This is a genomic window from Tepidiforma sp., from assembly GCF_026419595.1.
Lineage (GTDB): Bacteria > Chloroflexota > Dehalococcoidia > Tepidiformales > Tepidiformaceae > Tepidiforma.
The window spans coordinates 1-15,423 of sequence record NZ_JANZZD010000013.1 but is presented as its reverse complement, the minus strand read 5'-3'; the positions used below and the strand labels follow the sequence as shown (position 1 = coordinate 15,423).

Here is a 15,423-nt window from a genome sequence, read left to right as displayed (position 1 = left end):
GAGGGAGAAGGGAGCAGGGAGAGAGGTCAACCTCCAACCTCCAACCTCCAACCTCCTTCCCAAACCTTTCGCCTTTTCTTCCGCTAACCGGGGGCCGCCCGTACACTCGCGAAAGCAACGCCCCCGGGGAAGGTTCGGTATGTCTCGCGCCATGGCGCTGGCCGCCTGTGCCATCGCAACCCTCCTGCCCTTCGCGGCCGCCTGCGGCGACGGCGCCGGCGATACGCCCGCCCCGGCCGGGGGCAGCACTGCCACCGTCGAAGTCACCAACCCGGGCGTCAGCCCGGACCTCTCGCCGCCCGCAAGCAAGTACGTCATCCGCGTCGAAGACCTCGGCACGAACTGGATCACCGACATCCCCGCGACGGTCGTGGTCGATGCTGCCGGCTACGCCCAGACGAAGGTCTTCCCCTCGCAGGCGGAGGGCGAAAAGCTGCTCAGCCAGTGGGGCTACGAAGGCGGCTACCAGACCGGCTACTCGCCCGAAGGGCGCGACACCGCCGTCCTCAACGGCGCCTACTACATCCGCACCGAATGCCACCTCTTCGCACAGGAAGCGGGCGCGAAGCAGGCGTACGACTACTTCAACCGGTTCGCCGCGGCCCAGCCCGGCATGGCGCCCGTGACGATGACGCGGGTCGGCAACCAGAGCGCGGCCTACGTGATGACGCTCGGCACCATCGGCAAATCGAGCGTCAACGCCGTCTACCACCAGGTGCTCTTCCAGCGCGGCAACCTCGTCTGCGTCGTCCTCACGAAGGGCGCCGAGCCGTTCATGAAGGTGGACGCGGCGCGCGAACTGGCGCTCATCAGCGACAAGAAGGCGCTCGGCCAGCTCGACGCGCCGGAGCCGACGCCGACCAGCAACTACAACCCCTCGGCGGGCAACTGATGGCGCGCCGGAAGCGGCCCGCGACGCCGGTGCTCGTCCTGCTCGCCGGCCTCGTGCTGATCGCCGGCGGCGCCGTCGGCACGCTCCTGCTCACCAGCGGCGGCGACGGGAACTCCGGCGGCGGTTCGAACGTTTCAGGAAACGTGAAGGAGCCCACGCCCGCCAGCACGAGCGGCCTCGCCGGCGGCCCCGAGCCGACCGTGAGCCTGCCCGCCAGCAAGTACACCCCGCTCCTCGAGGAGATGCCGCCCGAGATGGAGGTGAACACCTCCGATACGTTCACGATGAACATCTCCACCTTCGCCGCGAGCTACTGGTTCGATACGAACGCGCGCGGCGAAGAGCTCTCGAAGCAGTGGCGCATCATCGACGGCTACCAGGTCTACTTCGACCCCATCGGCCGGGCCGCGCAGGTCGCCCAGGGCGGCTACTACGCCGCCGTCGAGGTCTACCTGTTCGAATCGCCGGCCGGCGCGAAGCTCGCCTACGACTACCTGGAGGACCGGATGAAGGCGCGCACCGGCAGCCAGCCGGCGCAGGCGCGGCCGCTCGCCAACCAGTCTGCCGCCTTCCGCTTCGACGGCCCCACCATCGGGACGACCGATATCCCCTCCGTCTATCATCGGGTCATCTTCCGGCGCGGCAACGCCGTGGTCGCCGTCCAGACGTTCGGCGCGAAGCCGTACATGTCGACCGACCAGGCGCGGGAGCTCGCCGTGCTGGTGGACCGGAAGCTCCTCGGCGAAGCCCCCGCCGTGGAGCCGACGCCGATCCCGACCCCGGCCATCGGAGTCATCGGCAACTGACGGCCTGAGGGCGGAAGGAGGCCCCGTGCGGAGACGCTGGTTCGCGATCATCCTGGCCGCCGCGGGGATGAGCGCGGCCGCCGCCGCAGGGAGCGCTGCCCCGGCTGCCGCCGATGACGAGCCCGAAGCGCCCGCCGCCTACATCGCCGTCCAGTTCGATACCGCCCTCCGCGCGCAGCCGCTCCGCGCCTGGGAGGCGCCGCCCACGCTCGCCGAGCAGGGCTACTTCTCCCTCCCCGTGCCGCCGGGCCGCGACCCGGCCGAGTTCGCCGCCGAGGTAGCGAAGGCGCCGAACGTCCTGAGCGCCGTGCCGGATGCGCCCGTCCGCGCCGCCGCCATCCCCAACGACCCGTACTACCTCGGCTCGGGGAGCGGCCCGAACCAGGCCCAGTACCTCGCGGCCATCGGCGCGCCCGCCGCGTGGGACCTCCACACCGGCTCCCGCGATGTCATCGTCGCGGTCATCGATTCCGGCCTCGATGTGCGCCATCCCGACTTCGCCGGCCAGCTCTGGGAGAACCCGGTCGACAACCGCGGCGACGGCATCGACCGCGACAACAACGGCTGCATCAACGACCGTTACGGCTGCCGCTTCATCAACCTGACGCAGGTGAACCAGGCGATGTGCGGCTACACGAGCTCGACGCCGACCGGCGCCATCCTCGACGACATGCCGAACAGCCACGGCACGCTCGTCGCCGGCATCATCGGCGCCGCGGGCGATAACGGCATCGGCGTCAGCGGCGTCGCGTGGAAGGTGCGCCTGCTCCCGATCAAGGCGCTCGACTGCCGCGGCGAAGGGTTCATGACGCGCATCGCCGACGCGATCGTCTACGCCGTCCGGCAGGGCGCGCGCGTCATCAACATCAGCATCGCGAGCGACCCGCCCCACACGCAGGCCGACATCCCCGCGCTCCGGGCGGCGCTCCAGCTCGCGCAGGACAACGGCGTCATCGTCGTGGCGGCGGCGGGCAACCACAGCGCGGGCCAGCCGGCGGGCGTCGCCTACCCGGCCGCCTACACGCAGTACCCGAACCTCATCGCCGTCGGCGCGGCGAACAACCTCGACGGCATGAGCTGGGCCAGCTACAGCAACTACGGCCCGGCGGTCGATTTCGCGGCCCCCGGCAACCGGCTGCTCTCGACCACGCGGACGGACATCGGCCTTTCGAACCCGTACGCCGAGATCGGCGAGCCGAACGGCGGCTTCCAGGGCGGCACCAGCTTCGCGACCCCGCTCGTGAGCGGGATGTTCGCCCTCCTCATCTCGCGCAACTCGCGGTTGAACGCCGACGACTACATCGCCGCCGCGCGCGCGGCCGCCACCCCGGCGCCGCCCGCGCCCCACGGCCAGAACTGGGCCGGCAGCGGCATCATCGACGTCGGCGGCGCCGTGGCCCGCATCCCGATGCTCATCACCGGCGTCCCCCAGCGCGACTGGCGCGATGTGCCCGGCGGCACCGCCATCGAAGCCCGCATCGGGTCCGCCGTCTGCGGGTCGACCGCGGCCATCGCGGCGGGGCCCGTTTCGACCTTCGCCCTCCGGGTGCGGAGCGCGGCCGAGCAGCCGGGCTGCGGCGGGCCGGGCGCGACGGTCGAGCTGGTCGTCGGCGGCCTCGCCGCGAAACCGACCGTGACCTGGGGCGGGACGAACGCGGACCTCGGCATCGCCGGCCTGTTCGTCAGCAGCGTCTCGCCGCCGCCCGGCACGGTCGTCGTGCAGACGCTCGGCAGCGGCTGGTCGAACCTCGCCCACCTCGAGCCGACGGGCGCGCTGCCGGGCGCGGCCTCGACGCTGCCGCTGCCGTGGAACGCCATCTACCGCTGGGACCCGCTCAAGTGGACCTTCAGCGAGGCCGACGGGGCCCTCGGCGCCTACCTCCGCTTCATCCGCGGCGCGCCCGCCGCCGTGAACGACTACCCGGTCATCCAGCAATTCGACGCCTACTGGGTCGATGCCCCGGCCGCGAACGTCGCCTCGCTCAATCCCAACCCGCCCCCCGGGCGAACGATCGAGCTCGCCGCCGGCTGGAACAACTTCACCTACACCGGGCCGGCGCGGGCCGTGGCCGATGCCCTCGCTAGCATCGCTGGCAAGTACGACCAGGTCCTCGAATACGACAACGCCACCGGGCGGTGGCTGAGCCACCTGCCCGGCCAACCGCGCTACCTGAACGACTTCGGCGGGCTCTTCACCTTCCGCGTCTACTGGATCTCCATGAGCGAGCCGGGCCAGCTCGTGATGCAGTAGCGCCCGCGGAAGTTTGGAGTCGGGAGTTGGGAGGCCGCTGGCTCGGCCGTTCTCCCGGCCGCCAGTGGGGAGGCGGCGCCCGCGCGGTCGAAATGCCCCTCCCAAGGAGGTCGGACTGGTGGAACCTAATTGGTCCAGGTGGTGCGGTTCTGCCAGTTGCCGAAGGCCGAGAGGTTGTAGCCAGTTCCACCGCTCGGGGCCGGTGGATACACCTCGGTGTTGGCGAACCAGCCAGCCGCCGTGCTGTACTGGTGGAGGTGGGGGGCAGTCCAGCGGCAGTCTATGGACTTTTCACTGGCGACCGTCGTTCCCATCGGCCCGCCGCTCGTAAAGGCGCCCGCCCAGCTCCCATCGATGGAGATGGTCGGCGCGCTCGGCGAAAGCAGCGTGTGCAGCCAGGCAACCGAGCCCTTCCACTGCCAGGCAAGGTCGAAAACATGGGCGCCGGCGCCATAGCATCGCTGGCTACTCGCGTCGTAAGGGGAGGCGTAGGCCATCGTCCCCGACCCGCTATCGGCGACGCCCCACGACCGCCAGTACACGTATCGGTTCGTGTATGGGTCGTTCCCCCAGTCCAGGGCGTTTCCCCAGTTGTAGGGATGCTCGCAAACGTCGTGCCAGCCGCAGGTGAGCAGGTTGGTGGAGGCCCCGGGATTGACGTAGAGGAAGTACGTGTATTGCGCGGCGCCCGCGCCGGGCGCGGTCAGCGCACCGATTGCCATGCCGGCGACGAAGAGCAGGAGGAGGGCAGGAGTCACGAAAATACGCGTCATTGCACCGCCTCCTCGGCGAGGGCGAGCAGCTCGGGAAGCTTGCGGTTGGTGCCGTTGACCCATATGAGCAGGTTCCGCGAGGCGTCCCAAACGACAACCATGCTCTCGCCCAGCTCGTCGCGGAGGACCGCCCGCCCGATGGCCGCAGGCAACCCCGCGACTGTCCCGGCCTCCCAGCGCTCGGCAGCGATGCTGGACGATGCGACCGGGCTGGTTGCGCGTCCTTTGATCACCCTGAGTTGTCCGCCGTGCTCGACATCGAACCAACTGCGGCCCTGGGCCATCTGCCGCGCTGCATCCGGGGCGGACGGGATAGCGAACGTGAAATCTATCTCGATCAGGTGCTCGCCGCAGGCGATGCCCATCACCCGGTCGAGGATCGCCCCGGCAGGAAGCCGCGTCGGCACCCGAGCCAGGGCGGGATCCAGCTGCTGCGCCTCTTCGAGCAGCACCCAGCGGGCCTCGCCCGGTCGGCACAAGCCCGATTCCGCACCCGGGGCCGTGGGCCCGACGGTGATGCCGTTGATCACCTGGTCGTAGCGGGGGAGCAATTTGTCCGCTTCGAGGTAGGAGAGCGCCCAGCCAGGCCGGCTCGTGTCGATTTCGTCGCTAGGCGACGGCGTTGGCAGGGGCGTCACCTCAGCGGGTGAGGAGGGTGGCTCGGGTGGTGCGCCCGTCACCGGCCCGTCATCGAAGACGGCCCGGCCGGCCAAAAAGCCGCCGGCGAGCACCGCCAGGGCCACCGCAGCACCCGCAATCCAGATGGAGCGCCGTTCGCGCAAGGACATCGCACACCTCCACTCGGGTCGAATTTTTCCTGTCGGCTACACTACCGCACCGCCACCCCTCCCGCGCAAGGGGTCCATCCCGTTTCCGCAAAAACCGTCCGCTGACCCCCGCCATCGGTCCCTCCGCGGGCGAGCTGGGCCACACCACCGCGCCGCTCCCTCCCGGTCGCGGTTCGGAAGGACCGCCCTCTTCCTCCTGCCTCCCAACTCCCAACTCCCATTCGCGCCACCACCGATAATTTCGCGCGTAGGCCTTGCACATTTCGTTAGGGCTCCCTAATATCCACGGTGTGGCGCGGCTCAGGGTTCCAGGGCCCCTGGGACCGCCCGCAGGCACCAGGTCGACGCCCTCCTCCTGCTGCGTTCCCCTCAGGCGGAAACCTGGCACCCCCCAGCGGCCCCTGTCCTCCCCAGGCGGGGGCCGCTGGCCTTCACCCGCCCCCGCATAGCTTGCCCCTCCCGTACCATGGAGCCGCAACGCCAGCCCCGGGGACCTTCCCATGCAGCTCTTCCTCGATACCGCCTCCATCGACGAGGTTCGCGCCGCCGCCCGCTACGGCGTCATCAGCGGCGTCACCACCAACCCCAGCCTCCTCGCCAAAGAGGGCGGCGTCTCCTACAAGCAGCGCATCCAGGAGATCGCAGCCGTCATCGACGGCCCCATCTCCGCCGAGTGCATCTCCCGCACCGCCGACGAGCTCGTCGCCGAGGCGCGCGAACTCGCCAGCTGGCACCCCAACGTCGTCGTCAAAATCCCCATCGATGCCGAAGGCCTCGAAGCCATCCACCGCTGCACCAAAGAAGGCATCCGCGTCAACGTCACCCTCATCTTCTCCGCCAACCAGGCGCTCCTCGCCGCCCTCGCCGGCGCCGCCTACCTCAGCCCCTTCGTCGGCCGGCTCGACGACGTCGGCCACGACGGCATGGACCTCATCCGCCAGTGCGTCGAGATCGTCGAAACGCACGGCCTGGAGGCGCGCGTCCTCGCGGCGAGCCTCCGCCACCCGCTCCACGTCACGCAGGCCGCGCTCGCCGGCGCCCACATCGCGACCATCCCGCCGTCGCTCCTGCCCCAGATGCTGAAGCACCCGCTCACGGACGTCGGCATCGAACGGTTCCTCGACGACGCGCGGAAGGCCGGCCTCCTCCCGCGGTGAGCTTCTAACGACTTTCTCACACGTCGGCGGGCGGCCCGCCCGTCACTTCGGCCTCCGCGGCCGCCATTCGGACGGTAACGGAGGCAGCCGATGACTCCCGAACCGGTTTCGAACGCCCGCACCCTCACCCGCCGGCGGCTGCTCGCGCTCGGCGGCGGCGCGGCCGCGCTGGCGATCGCCGGCTGCACGCCGGAGACGCCCTCCAGCGGCGCGCGTCCGGACCCGGCGCCCTCCCCGGCCGCGAAGCCCGTGCTCCGCTTCACCATCGGCCTGCACATCGAACCGTTCGGCACCACCGCGCAAGGGTTCCGTTCGGGCGCTGTCGAAGGCCGCCAGCTCGACTACGCCGACCGCACCTTCTTCGAACGCCAGTCCGAGGACATCCGGGCTGTCGCCGCGATCGTCGAACAGCACAGCGGCCGCATGACGGTGCAGGCGCAGTCTCCCTTCACCTCCGCCGTCATCGCCCGCGGCAGCAGCATCCTGCGCGAGCTCGCCGCGGCCGGCCACGAAATCGCCCTCCACTTCCACGAAGACGCGCACCTCGGCCCATCGTCCGCGTCGCTCCCCGTCGGCCGCTGGACCGCCGTGCTGGAGGAGGAGCTCGACCTGCTCCGGCGGGCGAGCGGCGTCGACCGCATCCGCTCCTGGAGCGGCGGCAACCTCTACCCGCGGGTGTACGAAGCGGCGGCGGCCGCCGGGCTCGAGGTCAACTCCGACTGGAAGAACCCGGCGAGCCAGTCGACGCCGCTCGAACTCACGGGCGTGAACCCCTGGCGGCCCGCCGGCGGCACCGACGGCACCGGGTTCTCCGCCTTCAGCCGCCACGACCCGGCCGGGCCGGTCATCTTCCTGCCCGAGGGCGCCTACGACCGGGAGGACTTCGCCAGCGCCCGCCGGGGCGGCCAGTTCGGCGGCGACGAGGCCTACTTCGCCTACCTCGGCGAGCGGCTCCGCGCCTCGCTCGCCGCGAGCCGCGCCGACCGCGTCAACGTCTATCACTTCACCATCCACCCCGGCGAGTTCCGCGGCAGCGCCGCCGCGCCGTTCGCCGTCATCGACCGGTTCCTCGCGGAGAGCGTCGGCCCGCTCGTCGCCGCGGGCGATGTGACCTGGGCCACCTTCTCCGCGATGGCCGACGCCTTCATCGCCTGGGAGCGGGCGAACCCCGGCACCGCGCCGAAGTAGCGCCCGCTCGAGCTTCACAGGAGACCCCCATGCGCAGGCGAACCTTCCTCTTCGGCGCCGCTGGCGCGCTCGCCCTCGCGGCTGCCGGCTGCACGCCGGCCACCCCGTCCCGCGGGCCGCAGCCCGCCACCGTTACCCCATTCCCCTCCCCATCCCCTGCCGCAGGGGCAGCGCCGCCGCCGGAGCCCGCCGCCCGCATCACCTTCGCCGTCAACGTCCACGACTGGGTGAACCACGACGAGAGCGCGGCGACGCTCGACCGCCTCTGCAGCATCTTCGAAGCCCACGGCGTGAAGGGCGACTTCTACTTCACGCCGGAGGTGACACGCGTCCTCGCCGAGCGTCACCCCGCGACCATCGAGCGGCTCATCGCCAGCCGCCAGGGCATCAGCTACCACGTCCGCCCGCCCCACCCGCTCTCCTCCGGCTTCGAAGCGCCCCTCCGCGGGCTCACCGGCGCCGCCCTCGAAGCCGCCATCCTCGAGTACGAAACCTTTGCGCTCGACCTCGAAACCGGCGGCCTCGACCGGAGCCGGCCGGGGGGCTACCGCTACGTCGCCGAGGTCTTCGGCACGGCGCCGGTCACGGCCAGCCCGGCCACCGGGATGCGCGGCCTCGCCGCCGCCGCGCGCACGGTCTACCGCCAGCTCGGCGCCCGCGTCACCGTCATCGAACACGAAGCCGGCACCGCCATCGACGACCCCTTCGAGGAGGTCGACGGGCTGCTCGCCCGGCCAGTCGATTTCTCGGTCACGCGGGTGACGCCCATCGACGGCAGCGACAACTTCTGGTGGAACCTCGTCGCCCGCGACGCCGGCGGGGAGTACGACCCGCTCCATCTGCTCGACATCCAGTTCACCGCTTGGCAGCAGGCGCACCGCCCGCGCCCACCGTTCATCATCAGCCACATCCACGAGAACAACGTCTACCGGCGCGGCGCGGAGGCCTGGAGCAGCATCTACTTCACCATCACGAAGGGGCAGCGGGGCGACCCTCTCCCGCCGCCCTGGAACCTCGCCGCGCCGGACCCTTCTTCGCCCCGGAGCGCGCAGGAGCAGGCACGCATCTGGGACGCCTATGAGCGGCTCGTGGCCTACGCCGCCGAGCACTTCGCCGTCGTGACCTCCGGCGACATCGCCGACCTCGCCGGTTGAACTGCCGGCGAGGCCCTGTCAGCTCCCGTCCCGCCATCACATCCCGGTCCAAAGGAGACCTTGCGATGCTTCGATCCGCACTCGTTCTCGCCTGCGCATCCTTTCTCGCACTTGCCGCTGCCTGCGCGCAGGGGACCGGCCCAGCCCTTCCCGCCCCCTCGCCAACTGCGACGGGAACGCCCCTAACGGCCGCGGCTACCGGGCGGCCTCCCACGCAGGCCGAGACTCCCTCGCCCAGCGCCGCCCGCCCCGGGCGCGGCGACGGGCTCGGGCCGGCCGCTCCCGCCGACCTCCCCGGCACCGCCGAGCGCAACATCACCTACTGCACGGCCGGCGGCGAGGAGCAGAAGCTCGACATCTACCACCCGGAGCAGAAGAACGGCGCACTCATCGTGTTCATCCACGGCGGCGGCTGGACGACCGGCTCGAGGACGGCCGGTACCGGCACCGAGATGTGGCCCGAACTCCTCCGCCGCGGCTACACCATCGCGTCCATCGACTACCGCCTGGCGCCCGAACACCGCTTCCCGGCGCAAATCGAAGACGTGACCTGCGCCATCCTCTACCTCAAGGGGCGGGCTGCCGAGCTGGGAATCGACCCGGGCCGCATCGGCGTCTACGGCGGCAGCGCCGGCGGCCACCTTGCGTCCCTCCTCGGCACCACCCACGGCCGCGGCTACGAACCGGCCGGCGTGCCGGGCGATGCCAGCGTCGCCGCCGTGGTCGACCTCTTCGGGCCGACCGATTTCGCGGCCGATACGCCCGGCACCTCCGACGGCATCCTCGCGACGGTCTTCGGCGCGAACGACCGCAGCGCGCCCCAGGTGAAAGCCGCCAGCCCGGTCGCCCAGGTTTCCCCGGATGACCCGCCCTTCCTCATCGTCCACGGCGAGCAGGATGCGCTCGTGCCGATCAGCCAGGGCGAGGCGCTGGCCGCAGCCCTCCAGGCCGCCGGCGTGCCCGTCACATTCGTCCGCGTCGCGAACGCCGGCCACGGCTTCGTCCCGCAGGGCGGCGCGCCGGACCCGCCGCGGGCGGAGATCACCCGGATGGTCGCCGACTTCTTCGACGCGCATCTGCTCGACCGCTGATGCCGCGCCGCCAATCACCACTGGCGGCCGGCCGTTGCCACGATCCAGAATGCCGCGCATGAAGTCCGCGGCCCGGGTTCCCCTCCTCGCACTCGTCATCGCGGGGTTCGCCGCGCTCGGTGCCGCCTGTTCTGACCTCGAGACTGACCCGGGCGAAGCCGACACGGCCCCGCGCTACGCTCGCCGCGACCTCGTCCGCCAGCCGACGGCGCCGCCGGCCGCGACCTCGACGCCCGTCCCCACACCCGCGCCTCCGCAGGCCGCCGGGAGCGCCCCCCAACCGCCGCCGCCGCCGACAGCGACGCCGGAACCAGAGCCGACCCCAACAGCCTCGCCAACGGCGACCTCGACGACGGCCGCCTCGCCCTCGCCGACGCCGTCCCCCACGCCGACGGCCACCGCGTCGCCAACCCCGACCCCGACACCGTCCTCACGGCCGAGCCCGACGCCCACCGCTACGCCGACCCGGACGCCGTCGCCGACGCCCAGCCCCACCGCGGCGCCCCGGAACGTCGAGGTGCCCATCGGCCGGAGCATCGACGTGCGCACCTACGACTCCGTCATCCGCTGGGAGGTCATCAGCATCATCGACCCGTACGTCGGCGTCCGCTGGGTGCCGGAGGGCAAGCGCGTGGTGGTCATCTACGCCCGCGCGACGAACATCGGGTCGAATACCGAGAAGATTTTCTGCGGCGACACCTGCTCTGCGCTCGTCCTCGCCGACGGGACCGCCTGGTCGACGTCCTGCTGGGAGCTGCGCCGGCCGTTCGAAGAAGTGAACGACAAGTACGGGGGCTTCGACCTGCTGCCGGGGCGCTTCGTCGAGGGGCAGATCTGCTTCTACGTGCCGGCGAATGCGCGGGTCGTCGGCTTCCAGCCGAACTGGATCCGGCGCGAGCCGCCCTTGCTCTGGTAGCGCCCTACGCCGCGCCGGCGACCTTCGCGCCGCCGGCCAGCCGCACGCTGCCCCGGTTCCCCAGCAGGCTCCGGAGCGACCGCGCCAGCTCCTCCGAGGCGCGCGCCCGCGGGAAATCGAACTCCGTCTCTTCGCCCGCCGTGTCCCGGATCACCACCCGCACCTCGTCGTTGCCCGGGTGCTTGCCCAGCAGCTCCACCACCGCTTTCAGGAGCGCCTCGTCCGCGTCGACGTCGTCCGTCTCGATGAGCGTGATGGCGAGGCGCGCGGCTTCGCCCTCGACCGGCGGGGTGACGCCGGGGCGGCTCGCCTCCGCCGCGGGGCCGGCCGCCCGGTAGCCGCCGTTCCCGTTCGCCCCGGTCGCGGCCGGCGGGCGGCCGTTCGCCGCGGGCGGCGCGCCGGCTGCCGAACGCCGCAGGTCGTCATCGATCGCGGGTGCCGGGGCGGGCCGCTTCTTCGGCGCTTCGACCTGCCACTGGGCGGCGGCGAACCCGGCCGCGGTGCCGCTCGCCGCATCGTAGGGCGCGGCCTTCCGGACCGAATAGCCGACGCCGCGGTCGCCCCGGTCGCGCACCTCCACCTGGCAGACGAGCACGCGGCCCTCCGCCCACGCCTCTTCGCCCGTCAGCTCGATGGTGTCGCTCCAGACCATCAGCTCGGCCGAACCGGAGAGGTCTTCGAGCTCGGCGAGGTAGAACTTCCGCCCATCGCGCGTGCTCCGCGCCTGCACCCGGGTGAGCATGCCGGCGACGGTGACCGGGTGGCCGGCCAGCTCCGGGCCGAGGTCCGCGATGCTGTGCGTGGCGAACCGCCCGACCTCCGCGGCCACCGACTTGAACGGGTGGTCCGAGACGTAGACGCCGAGCAGCTCCTTCTCCCAGGCGAGGAGGTCCTCCCGCTTCTGGGGCACCGCCTCGAGGTCGAGCGAGGGCAGCGGCGTCTCCACCTGGCTGCCGAAGAGGTCGAACATCGTCGCCTGGCCGGATTCGCGCAGCTCGCGCTCCCGCTTTGCGAGGCCCATCAGCCGCTCGGCGTTGAAGGCGAGCGTGGCGCGGTTGTACGGGCCCGGCGGCCCGCCGAGCATGTCGAACGCCCCGGCCTTCGCCAGGTGCTCCAGCGCGCGGGAGTTCGCCGAGGTCAGGTCCGCCCGGCGGCAGAAATCTTCGATGTCGCGGTAGGGGCCGCCCCGCTCCCGCTCGGCGATGATGCCTTCGACGGCCGCCGAGCCGACGTTCTTGATGACGCCGAGGCCGAAGCGGATCGCCATCGAGCCGTCCGGGCGGCGCTCGACGCTGAAGTTGTCCTGGCTGGCATTCACATCCGGCGGGAGCACCTCGATGCCGAGCTTCGAACACTCCGCCACGGCCGCGGCGATGCGGGCGTGCGTGTCGGGCGCATTCTTCGCCAGCTGCAGCAGGGCCGTCATGTACTGGACCGGGTAGTTCGCCTTCAGGTAGGCCGTCTGGTAGGCGATGTGGCCGTAGCACCAGCTGTGTGCCTTGTTGAAGGCGTAGCCTGCGAACGGCTCGATGAGGTCGAAGACGGCGCGCGCGTCCTCCTCCGAGTACCCCTTCGCGACGGCGCCGGCGATGAAGCGACCCCGCTCCTCGGCCATGATCTCGGCCTTCTTCTTCCCCATCGCCTTCCGCATGATGTCGGCCTGGCCGAGCGTGTAGCCCGCGAACTTCCGCGCGATGAGGAGCACCTGGTCCTGGTAGACGATGACGCCGTACGTCTCGTCGAGGATGTCGGCGAGGTCCGGGTGGGGGTAGGTGATCGGCACGCGGCCGTGCTTGCCGTCGATGTAGCGCGGGATGTGCTGCATCGGCCCCGGGCGGTAGAGCGCGACCATCGCGCAGAGGTCGGCGATGTTCGTCGGCTGGAGCTCCTGGATGTAGCGGCGCATCCCCGCCGATTCCAGCTGGAACACGCCGAACGTCTCGCCCTTGCCGAGCATCTCCATCGTCTTCGGGTCGCCGTCCGGCAGCCGGACGAGGTCGATCTCCTCCCCCGTCGTCTCCCGGATGAGGTCCGTCGCGCGCTGGAGGATGGTGAGGTTCGACAGGCCGAGGAAGTCCATCTTCAGCAGCCCGATCTTCGCCACCTGCTCCATGGCGAACTGCGTCATCGGGATGCTGTCCTCGTCGCCGCGGCTGGGGCGCTGGAGCGGCACGTGCTCGATGAGCGGGTCGCGCGAGATGACGACGCCGGCCGCGTGGGTGCTCGCATGGCGGGCCACACCCTCCAGCCGCTTCGCGGTATCGACGAGGCGGCGCACTTTCGGGTCGCTCTCGTACGCCTCGCGCAGCTCGGCCGACTGTTCGAGCGCGTCCGGCAGCGTGATGTGGAGGACTTCCGGCACGAGCCGCGCCACCCGGTCCGTCTCGGCGTAGCTCAGGCCGAGCGCCCGGCCGACATCGCGGATGGCGGCCTTCGCGCCGAGCGTCCCGAAGGTGATGATCTGGGCGACGCGGTCCCGCCCGTACCGCTCGTAGGCGAACCGGATCATCTCGTCGCGCCGGTCGTCGGCGAAGTCGAAGTCCACGTCCGGCATCTCGCGCCGCTCGATGTTGAGGAAGCGCTCGAAGACGAGCCGGTTCGCCACCGGGTCGATGTCCGTCACCTTCAGGACGTAGAGGACGAGCGAGGCGGCGGCCGAGCCGCGGACGCCCATCCGGATGCCGGACTTCCGGGCGAAATCGGCGATCTCCTTCACCACGAACATGTAGTCCGTGAAGCCCGTCTGCCGGAGGACGTCGAGTTCGTAGCGGAGCCGCTCCTCCAGCTCCGGCGTTACGACGTCGAACCGCTCGCGCAGGCCGCGGAAGCAGATCTCGGCGAGGTAGTCGTCGCTGGTGCGGCCGGGCGGCACCGGCGGCTCGGGCAGCAGCTGCCGGTCGAACTTCAGGTCGAGGTCGCAGGCATCGGCGACGAGCATCGTGTTCGTGATGAACTCGGGGTTCTCCGGGAAGAGCCGGAGCATCTCCTCCTCGCTCTTCACGTAGTAGCCCTGCCCGTCGAACCGGTAGCGGTCGCGCTGGTCGACCGTCGCGTTCGTGCCGATGCAGAGGAGGACGTCGTGGGCCTCCGCGTCCTCCGGGTAGGTGTAGTGGCTGTCGTTCGTCGCCACCACGGGGATGCCGAGCTCCCGGCCGATATCGGCGATGACCGGGTTCAGCCGGGTGAACTTCTCGTCGCCGTGGTCCTGCACTTCGAGGTAGTAGTGGCCGTCGAGCAGCTCGCGGTAGTACTTCGCGACGGCGATAGCGCCCTCGCGGTCGCCCTCCTGCACCCGGCGGTGGAACTCGGAGGAGGGGCAGCCGGAGAGCGCGATGAGGCCCTCGCAGTGCTTCTCCAGCAGCTCCCGGTCGATGCGCGGCTTGTAGTAGTAGCCTTCGAGGTTTGCCTTCGTGACGAGCGCGATGAGGTTCTTGTAGCCGGCGAGGTTCCGGGCGAGCAGCACGAGGTGGTAGGGCGAGCTCTCGCTCTTCTCGCGGCTGAAGCGGCTGCCGGGTGCGACATACGCCTCGACGCCGATGATTGGCTTGATGCCCCGCGCCGTCGCCTCGCGGTAGAAGTCGATGGCGCCGTAGAGGGCGCCGTGGTCCGTCATGGCGATGGCTTCCTGGCCGAGCGCCTTCACCCGGTCCATGAGCGGGCCGATCTTGCTCATGCCGTCGAGCAGCGAATATTCGGTGTGAGTGTGCAGGTGGGTGAACATTTGTTGCCCGGGTGCCCCAGTCTACACCCGCGGGCGGCTTCGAAGGACGACAGCCTGCCGGGCCGCCCCTTCGCAGCCCGCAATGGCCCGCAGACCCGGCGCCCGCGCCGCCGTATACTGCGGCCGTATGGCCAGCGAAGCACTCCGGCGGAAAGCCCAGGCCGATGCCATCCTCGAGCGGGCCGCCTTCCAGCTCGCCGATCTCCTCCGCGAGGCGTGCGCCGAGCTCCGCCCCTTCCCGCCCTTCCCCAACGCGCTCTTCACGAACGCCATCGAAGTCGACATCGGCCCCCTCGCCGATGACCCGGAGCTCGGCTGCATCGTCGTCGCCGAGGACGGCGAGCTGTACGAGCTCCAGATGGGCATCGACCACGAGAGCATCGAACTCACCGGCTCGTGGGACCCCGTCACCGCCCGGAAGGAGACGCTGAAGAAGGTCGAGCTCCACCCGCGCGACCAGGTGCTCTACCTCTACGAGGCGCTGCGGCTCGTGACCGAGCAGCTGCTCGAACGGGAAACTGCCCGCGGAGGCGCATGATGGGCCGCCTGCTCAAGTTCCTGCTCATCGCCGCCCTGCTCGCCGGCGCGGCCGTCCTCGCCGTGCAGGCGCTCCGCCGGCGGCGGCCGGCCTGGCCCGCGCCCGAACCCGGCTGGACGCCGCCCGCCGTCGAACCCGTGCTCACGCT

At 71.0% G+C, this 15,423-nt stretch carries 12 protein-coding genes; 9 read left to right on the top strand and 3 right to left on the bottom strand.

Going from position 1 to position 15,423, the window contains the following annotated elements; all coding sequences use genetic code 11:
• The first annotated feature begins 139 nt into the window (after positions 1-139).
• Genes N2041_RS08420 through N2041_RS08410 form a run of 3 tightly spaced genes read left to right on the top strand, consistent with a single transcriptional unit; the run spans position 140 to position 3,949 of the window.
• Positions 140-892 (top strand): hypothetical protein, encoded by a 753-nt coding sequence (locus N2041_RS08420; protein WP_297677738.1) that lies wholly within the window; start codon positions 140-142, stop codon positions 890-892.
• Complete coding sequence (locus tag N2041_RS08415; protein WP_297677736.1) at positions 892-1,698, top strand: hypothetical protein; 807 nt, start codon at positions 892-894, stop codon at positions 1,696-1,698. The genes N2041_RS08420 and N2041_RS08415 overlap by 1 nt, the downstream gene beginning before the upstream one ends.
• Positions 1,699-1,723: 25 nt before the next feature.
• Positions 1,724-3,949 carry a S8 family serine peptidase gene (locus N2041_RS08410; RefSeq protein WP_297677734.1) on the top strand — a complete coding sequence of 742 codons (2,226 nt, stop codon included), beginning with the start codon at positions 1,724-1,726 and terminating at the stop codon, positions 3,947-3,949.
• 125 nt (positions 3,950-4,074) lie between these two features.
• Here N2041_RS08410 and N2041_RS08405 read toward each other — a convergent pair whose 3' ends face one another.
• Positions 4,075-4,722, bottom strand: a complete 648-nt coding sequence (locus N2041_RS08405; RefSeq protein ID WP_270057836.1) for a hypothetical protein — start codon at positions 4,720-4,722, stop codon at positions 4,075-4,077.
• Positions 4,719-5,510, bottom strand: a complete 792-nt coding sequence (locus N2041_RS08400; RefSeq protein ID WP_270057835.1) for a hypothetical protein — start codon at positions 5,508-5,510, stop codon at positions 4,719-4,721. The genes N2041_RS08405 and N2041_RS08400 overlap by 4 nt, the downstream gene beginning before the upstream one ends.
• A gap of 500 nt (positions 5,511-6,010) precedes the next feature.
• On the opposite strand from N2041_RS08400, the gene fsa reads away from it, so the two are divergent.
• From fsa to N2041_RS08375, 5 genes are all read left to right on the top strand, one after another.
• Entirely contained in the window at positions 6,011-6,667 is a 657-nt protein-coding gene (fsa, locus tag N2041_RS08395; RefSeq protein ID WP_297677728.1) for a fructose-6-phosphate aldolase, read from the top strand.
• Positions 6,668-6,757: 90 nt separating this feature from the next.
• Entirely contained in the window at positions 6,758-7,855 is a 1,098-nt protein-coding gene (locus N2041_RS08390; protein WP_297677726.1) for a hypothetical protein, read from the top strand.
• Between the two features lie 29 nt (positions 7,856-7,884).
• Positions 7,885-9,009: a hypothetical protein gene (locus tag N2041_RS08385; RefSeq protein ID WP_297677724.1), complete on the top strand. Its 1,125-nt coding sequence runs from the start codon at positions 7,885-7,887 to the stop codon at positions 9,007-9,009.
• 65 nt (positions 9,010-9,074) lie between these two features.
• Positions 9,075-10,100 (top strand): alpha/beta fold hydrolase, encoded by a 1,026-nt coding sequence (locus tag N2041_RS08380; protein WP_297677722.1) that lies wholly within the window; start codon positions 9,075-9,077, stop codon positions 10,098-10,100.
• A gap of 58 nt (positions 10,101-10,158) precedes the next feature.
• Entirely contained in the window at positions 10,159-11,016 is an 858-nt protein-coding gene (locus tag N2041_RS08375) for a hypothetical protein (protein ID WP_297677720.1), read from the top strand.
• A 4-nt stretch (positions 11,017-11,020) separates the two neighbouring features.
• Here the strand turns inward: N2041_RS08375 and dnaE are convergent, their stop codons facing one another.
• Positions 11,021-14,737, bottom strand: coding sequence for a DNA polymerase III subunit alpha (gene dnaE / locus N2041_RS08370; protein ID WP_297677718.1), 3,717 nt, complete (start codon positions 14,735-14,737; stop codon positions 11,021-11,023).
• Positions 14,738-14,864: 127 nt separating this feature from the next.
• On the opposite strand from dnaE, the gene N2041_RS08365 reads away from it, so the two are divergent.
• On the top strand, positions 14,865-15,275 hold the full coding sequence (locus N2041_RS08365; protein ID WP_297677716.1) for a hypothetical protein: 411 nt from the start codon (positions 14,865-14,867) through the stop codon (positions 15,273-15,275).
• Positions 15,276-15,423 lie beyond the last annotated feature (148 nt).

Bases quoted from the DNA above. Each gene is read 5' to 3' on its own strand.
- N2041_RS08400 (WP_270057835.1), bottom strand. From the start codon at position 5,510: ATGTCCTTGCGCGAACGGCGCTCCATCTGGATTGCGGGTGCTGCGGTG.
- N2041_RS08375 (WP_297677720.1), top strand. From the start codon at position 10,159: ATGAAGTCCGCGGCCCGGGTTCCCCTCCTCGCACTCGTCATCGCGGGG.
- N2041_RS08380 (WP_297677722.1), top strand. From the start codon at position 9,075: ATGCTTCGATCCGCACTCGTTCTCGCCTGCGCATCCTTTCTCGCACTT.
- dnaE (WP_297677718.1), bottom strand. From the start codon at position 14,737: ATGTTCACCCACCTGCACACTCACACCGAATATTCGCTGCTCGACGGC.
- N2041_RS08415 (WP_297677736.1), top strand. From the start codon at position 892: ATGGCGCGCCGGAAGCGGCCCGCGACGCCGGTGCTCGTCCTGCTCGCC.
- fsa (WP_297677728.1), top strand. From the start codon at position 6,011: ATGCAGCTCTTCCTCGATACCGCCTCCATCGACGAGGTTCGCGCCGCC.
- N2041_RS08405 (WP_270057836.1), bottom strand. From the start codon at position 4,722: ATGACGCGTATTTTCGTGACTCCTGCCCTCCTCCTGCTCTTCGTCGCC.
- N2041_RS08365 (WP_297677716.1), top strand. From the start codon at position 14,865: ATGGCCAGCGAAGCACTCCGGCGGAAAGCCCAGGCCGATGCCATCCTC.
- N2041_RS08390 (WP_297677726.1), top strand. From the start codon at position 6,758: ATGACTCCCGAACCGGTTTCGAACGCCCGCACCCTCACCCGCCGGCGG.
- N2041_RS08420 (WP_297677738.1), top strand. From the start codon at position 140: ATGTCTCGCGCCATGGCGCTGGCCGCCTGTGCCATCGCAACCCTCCTG.
- N2041_RS08385 (WP_297677724.1), top strand. From the start codon at position 7,885: ATGCGCAGGCGAACCTTCCTCTTCGGCGCCGCTGGCGCGCTCGCCCTC.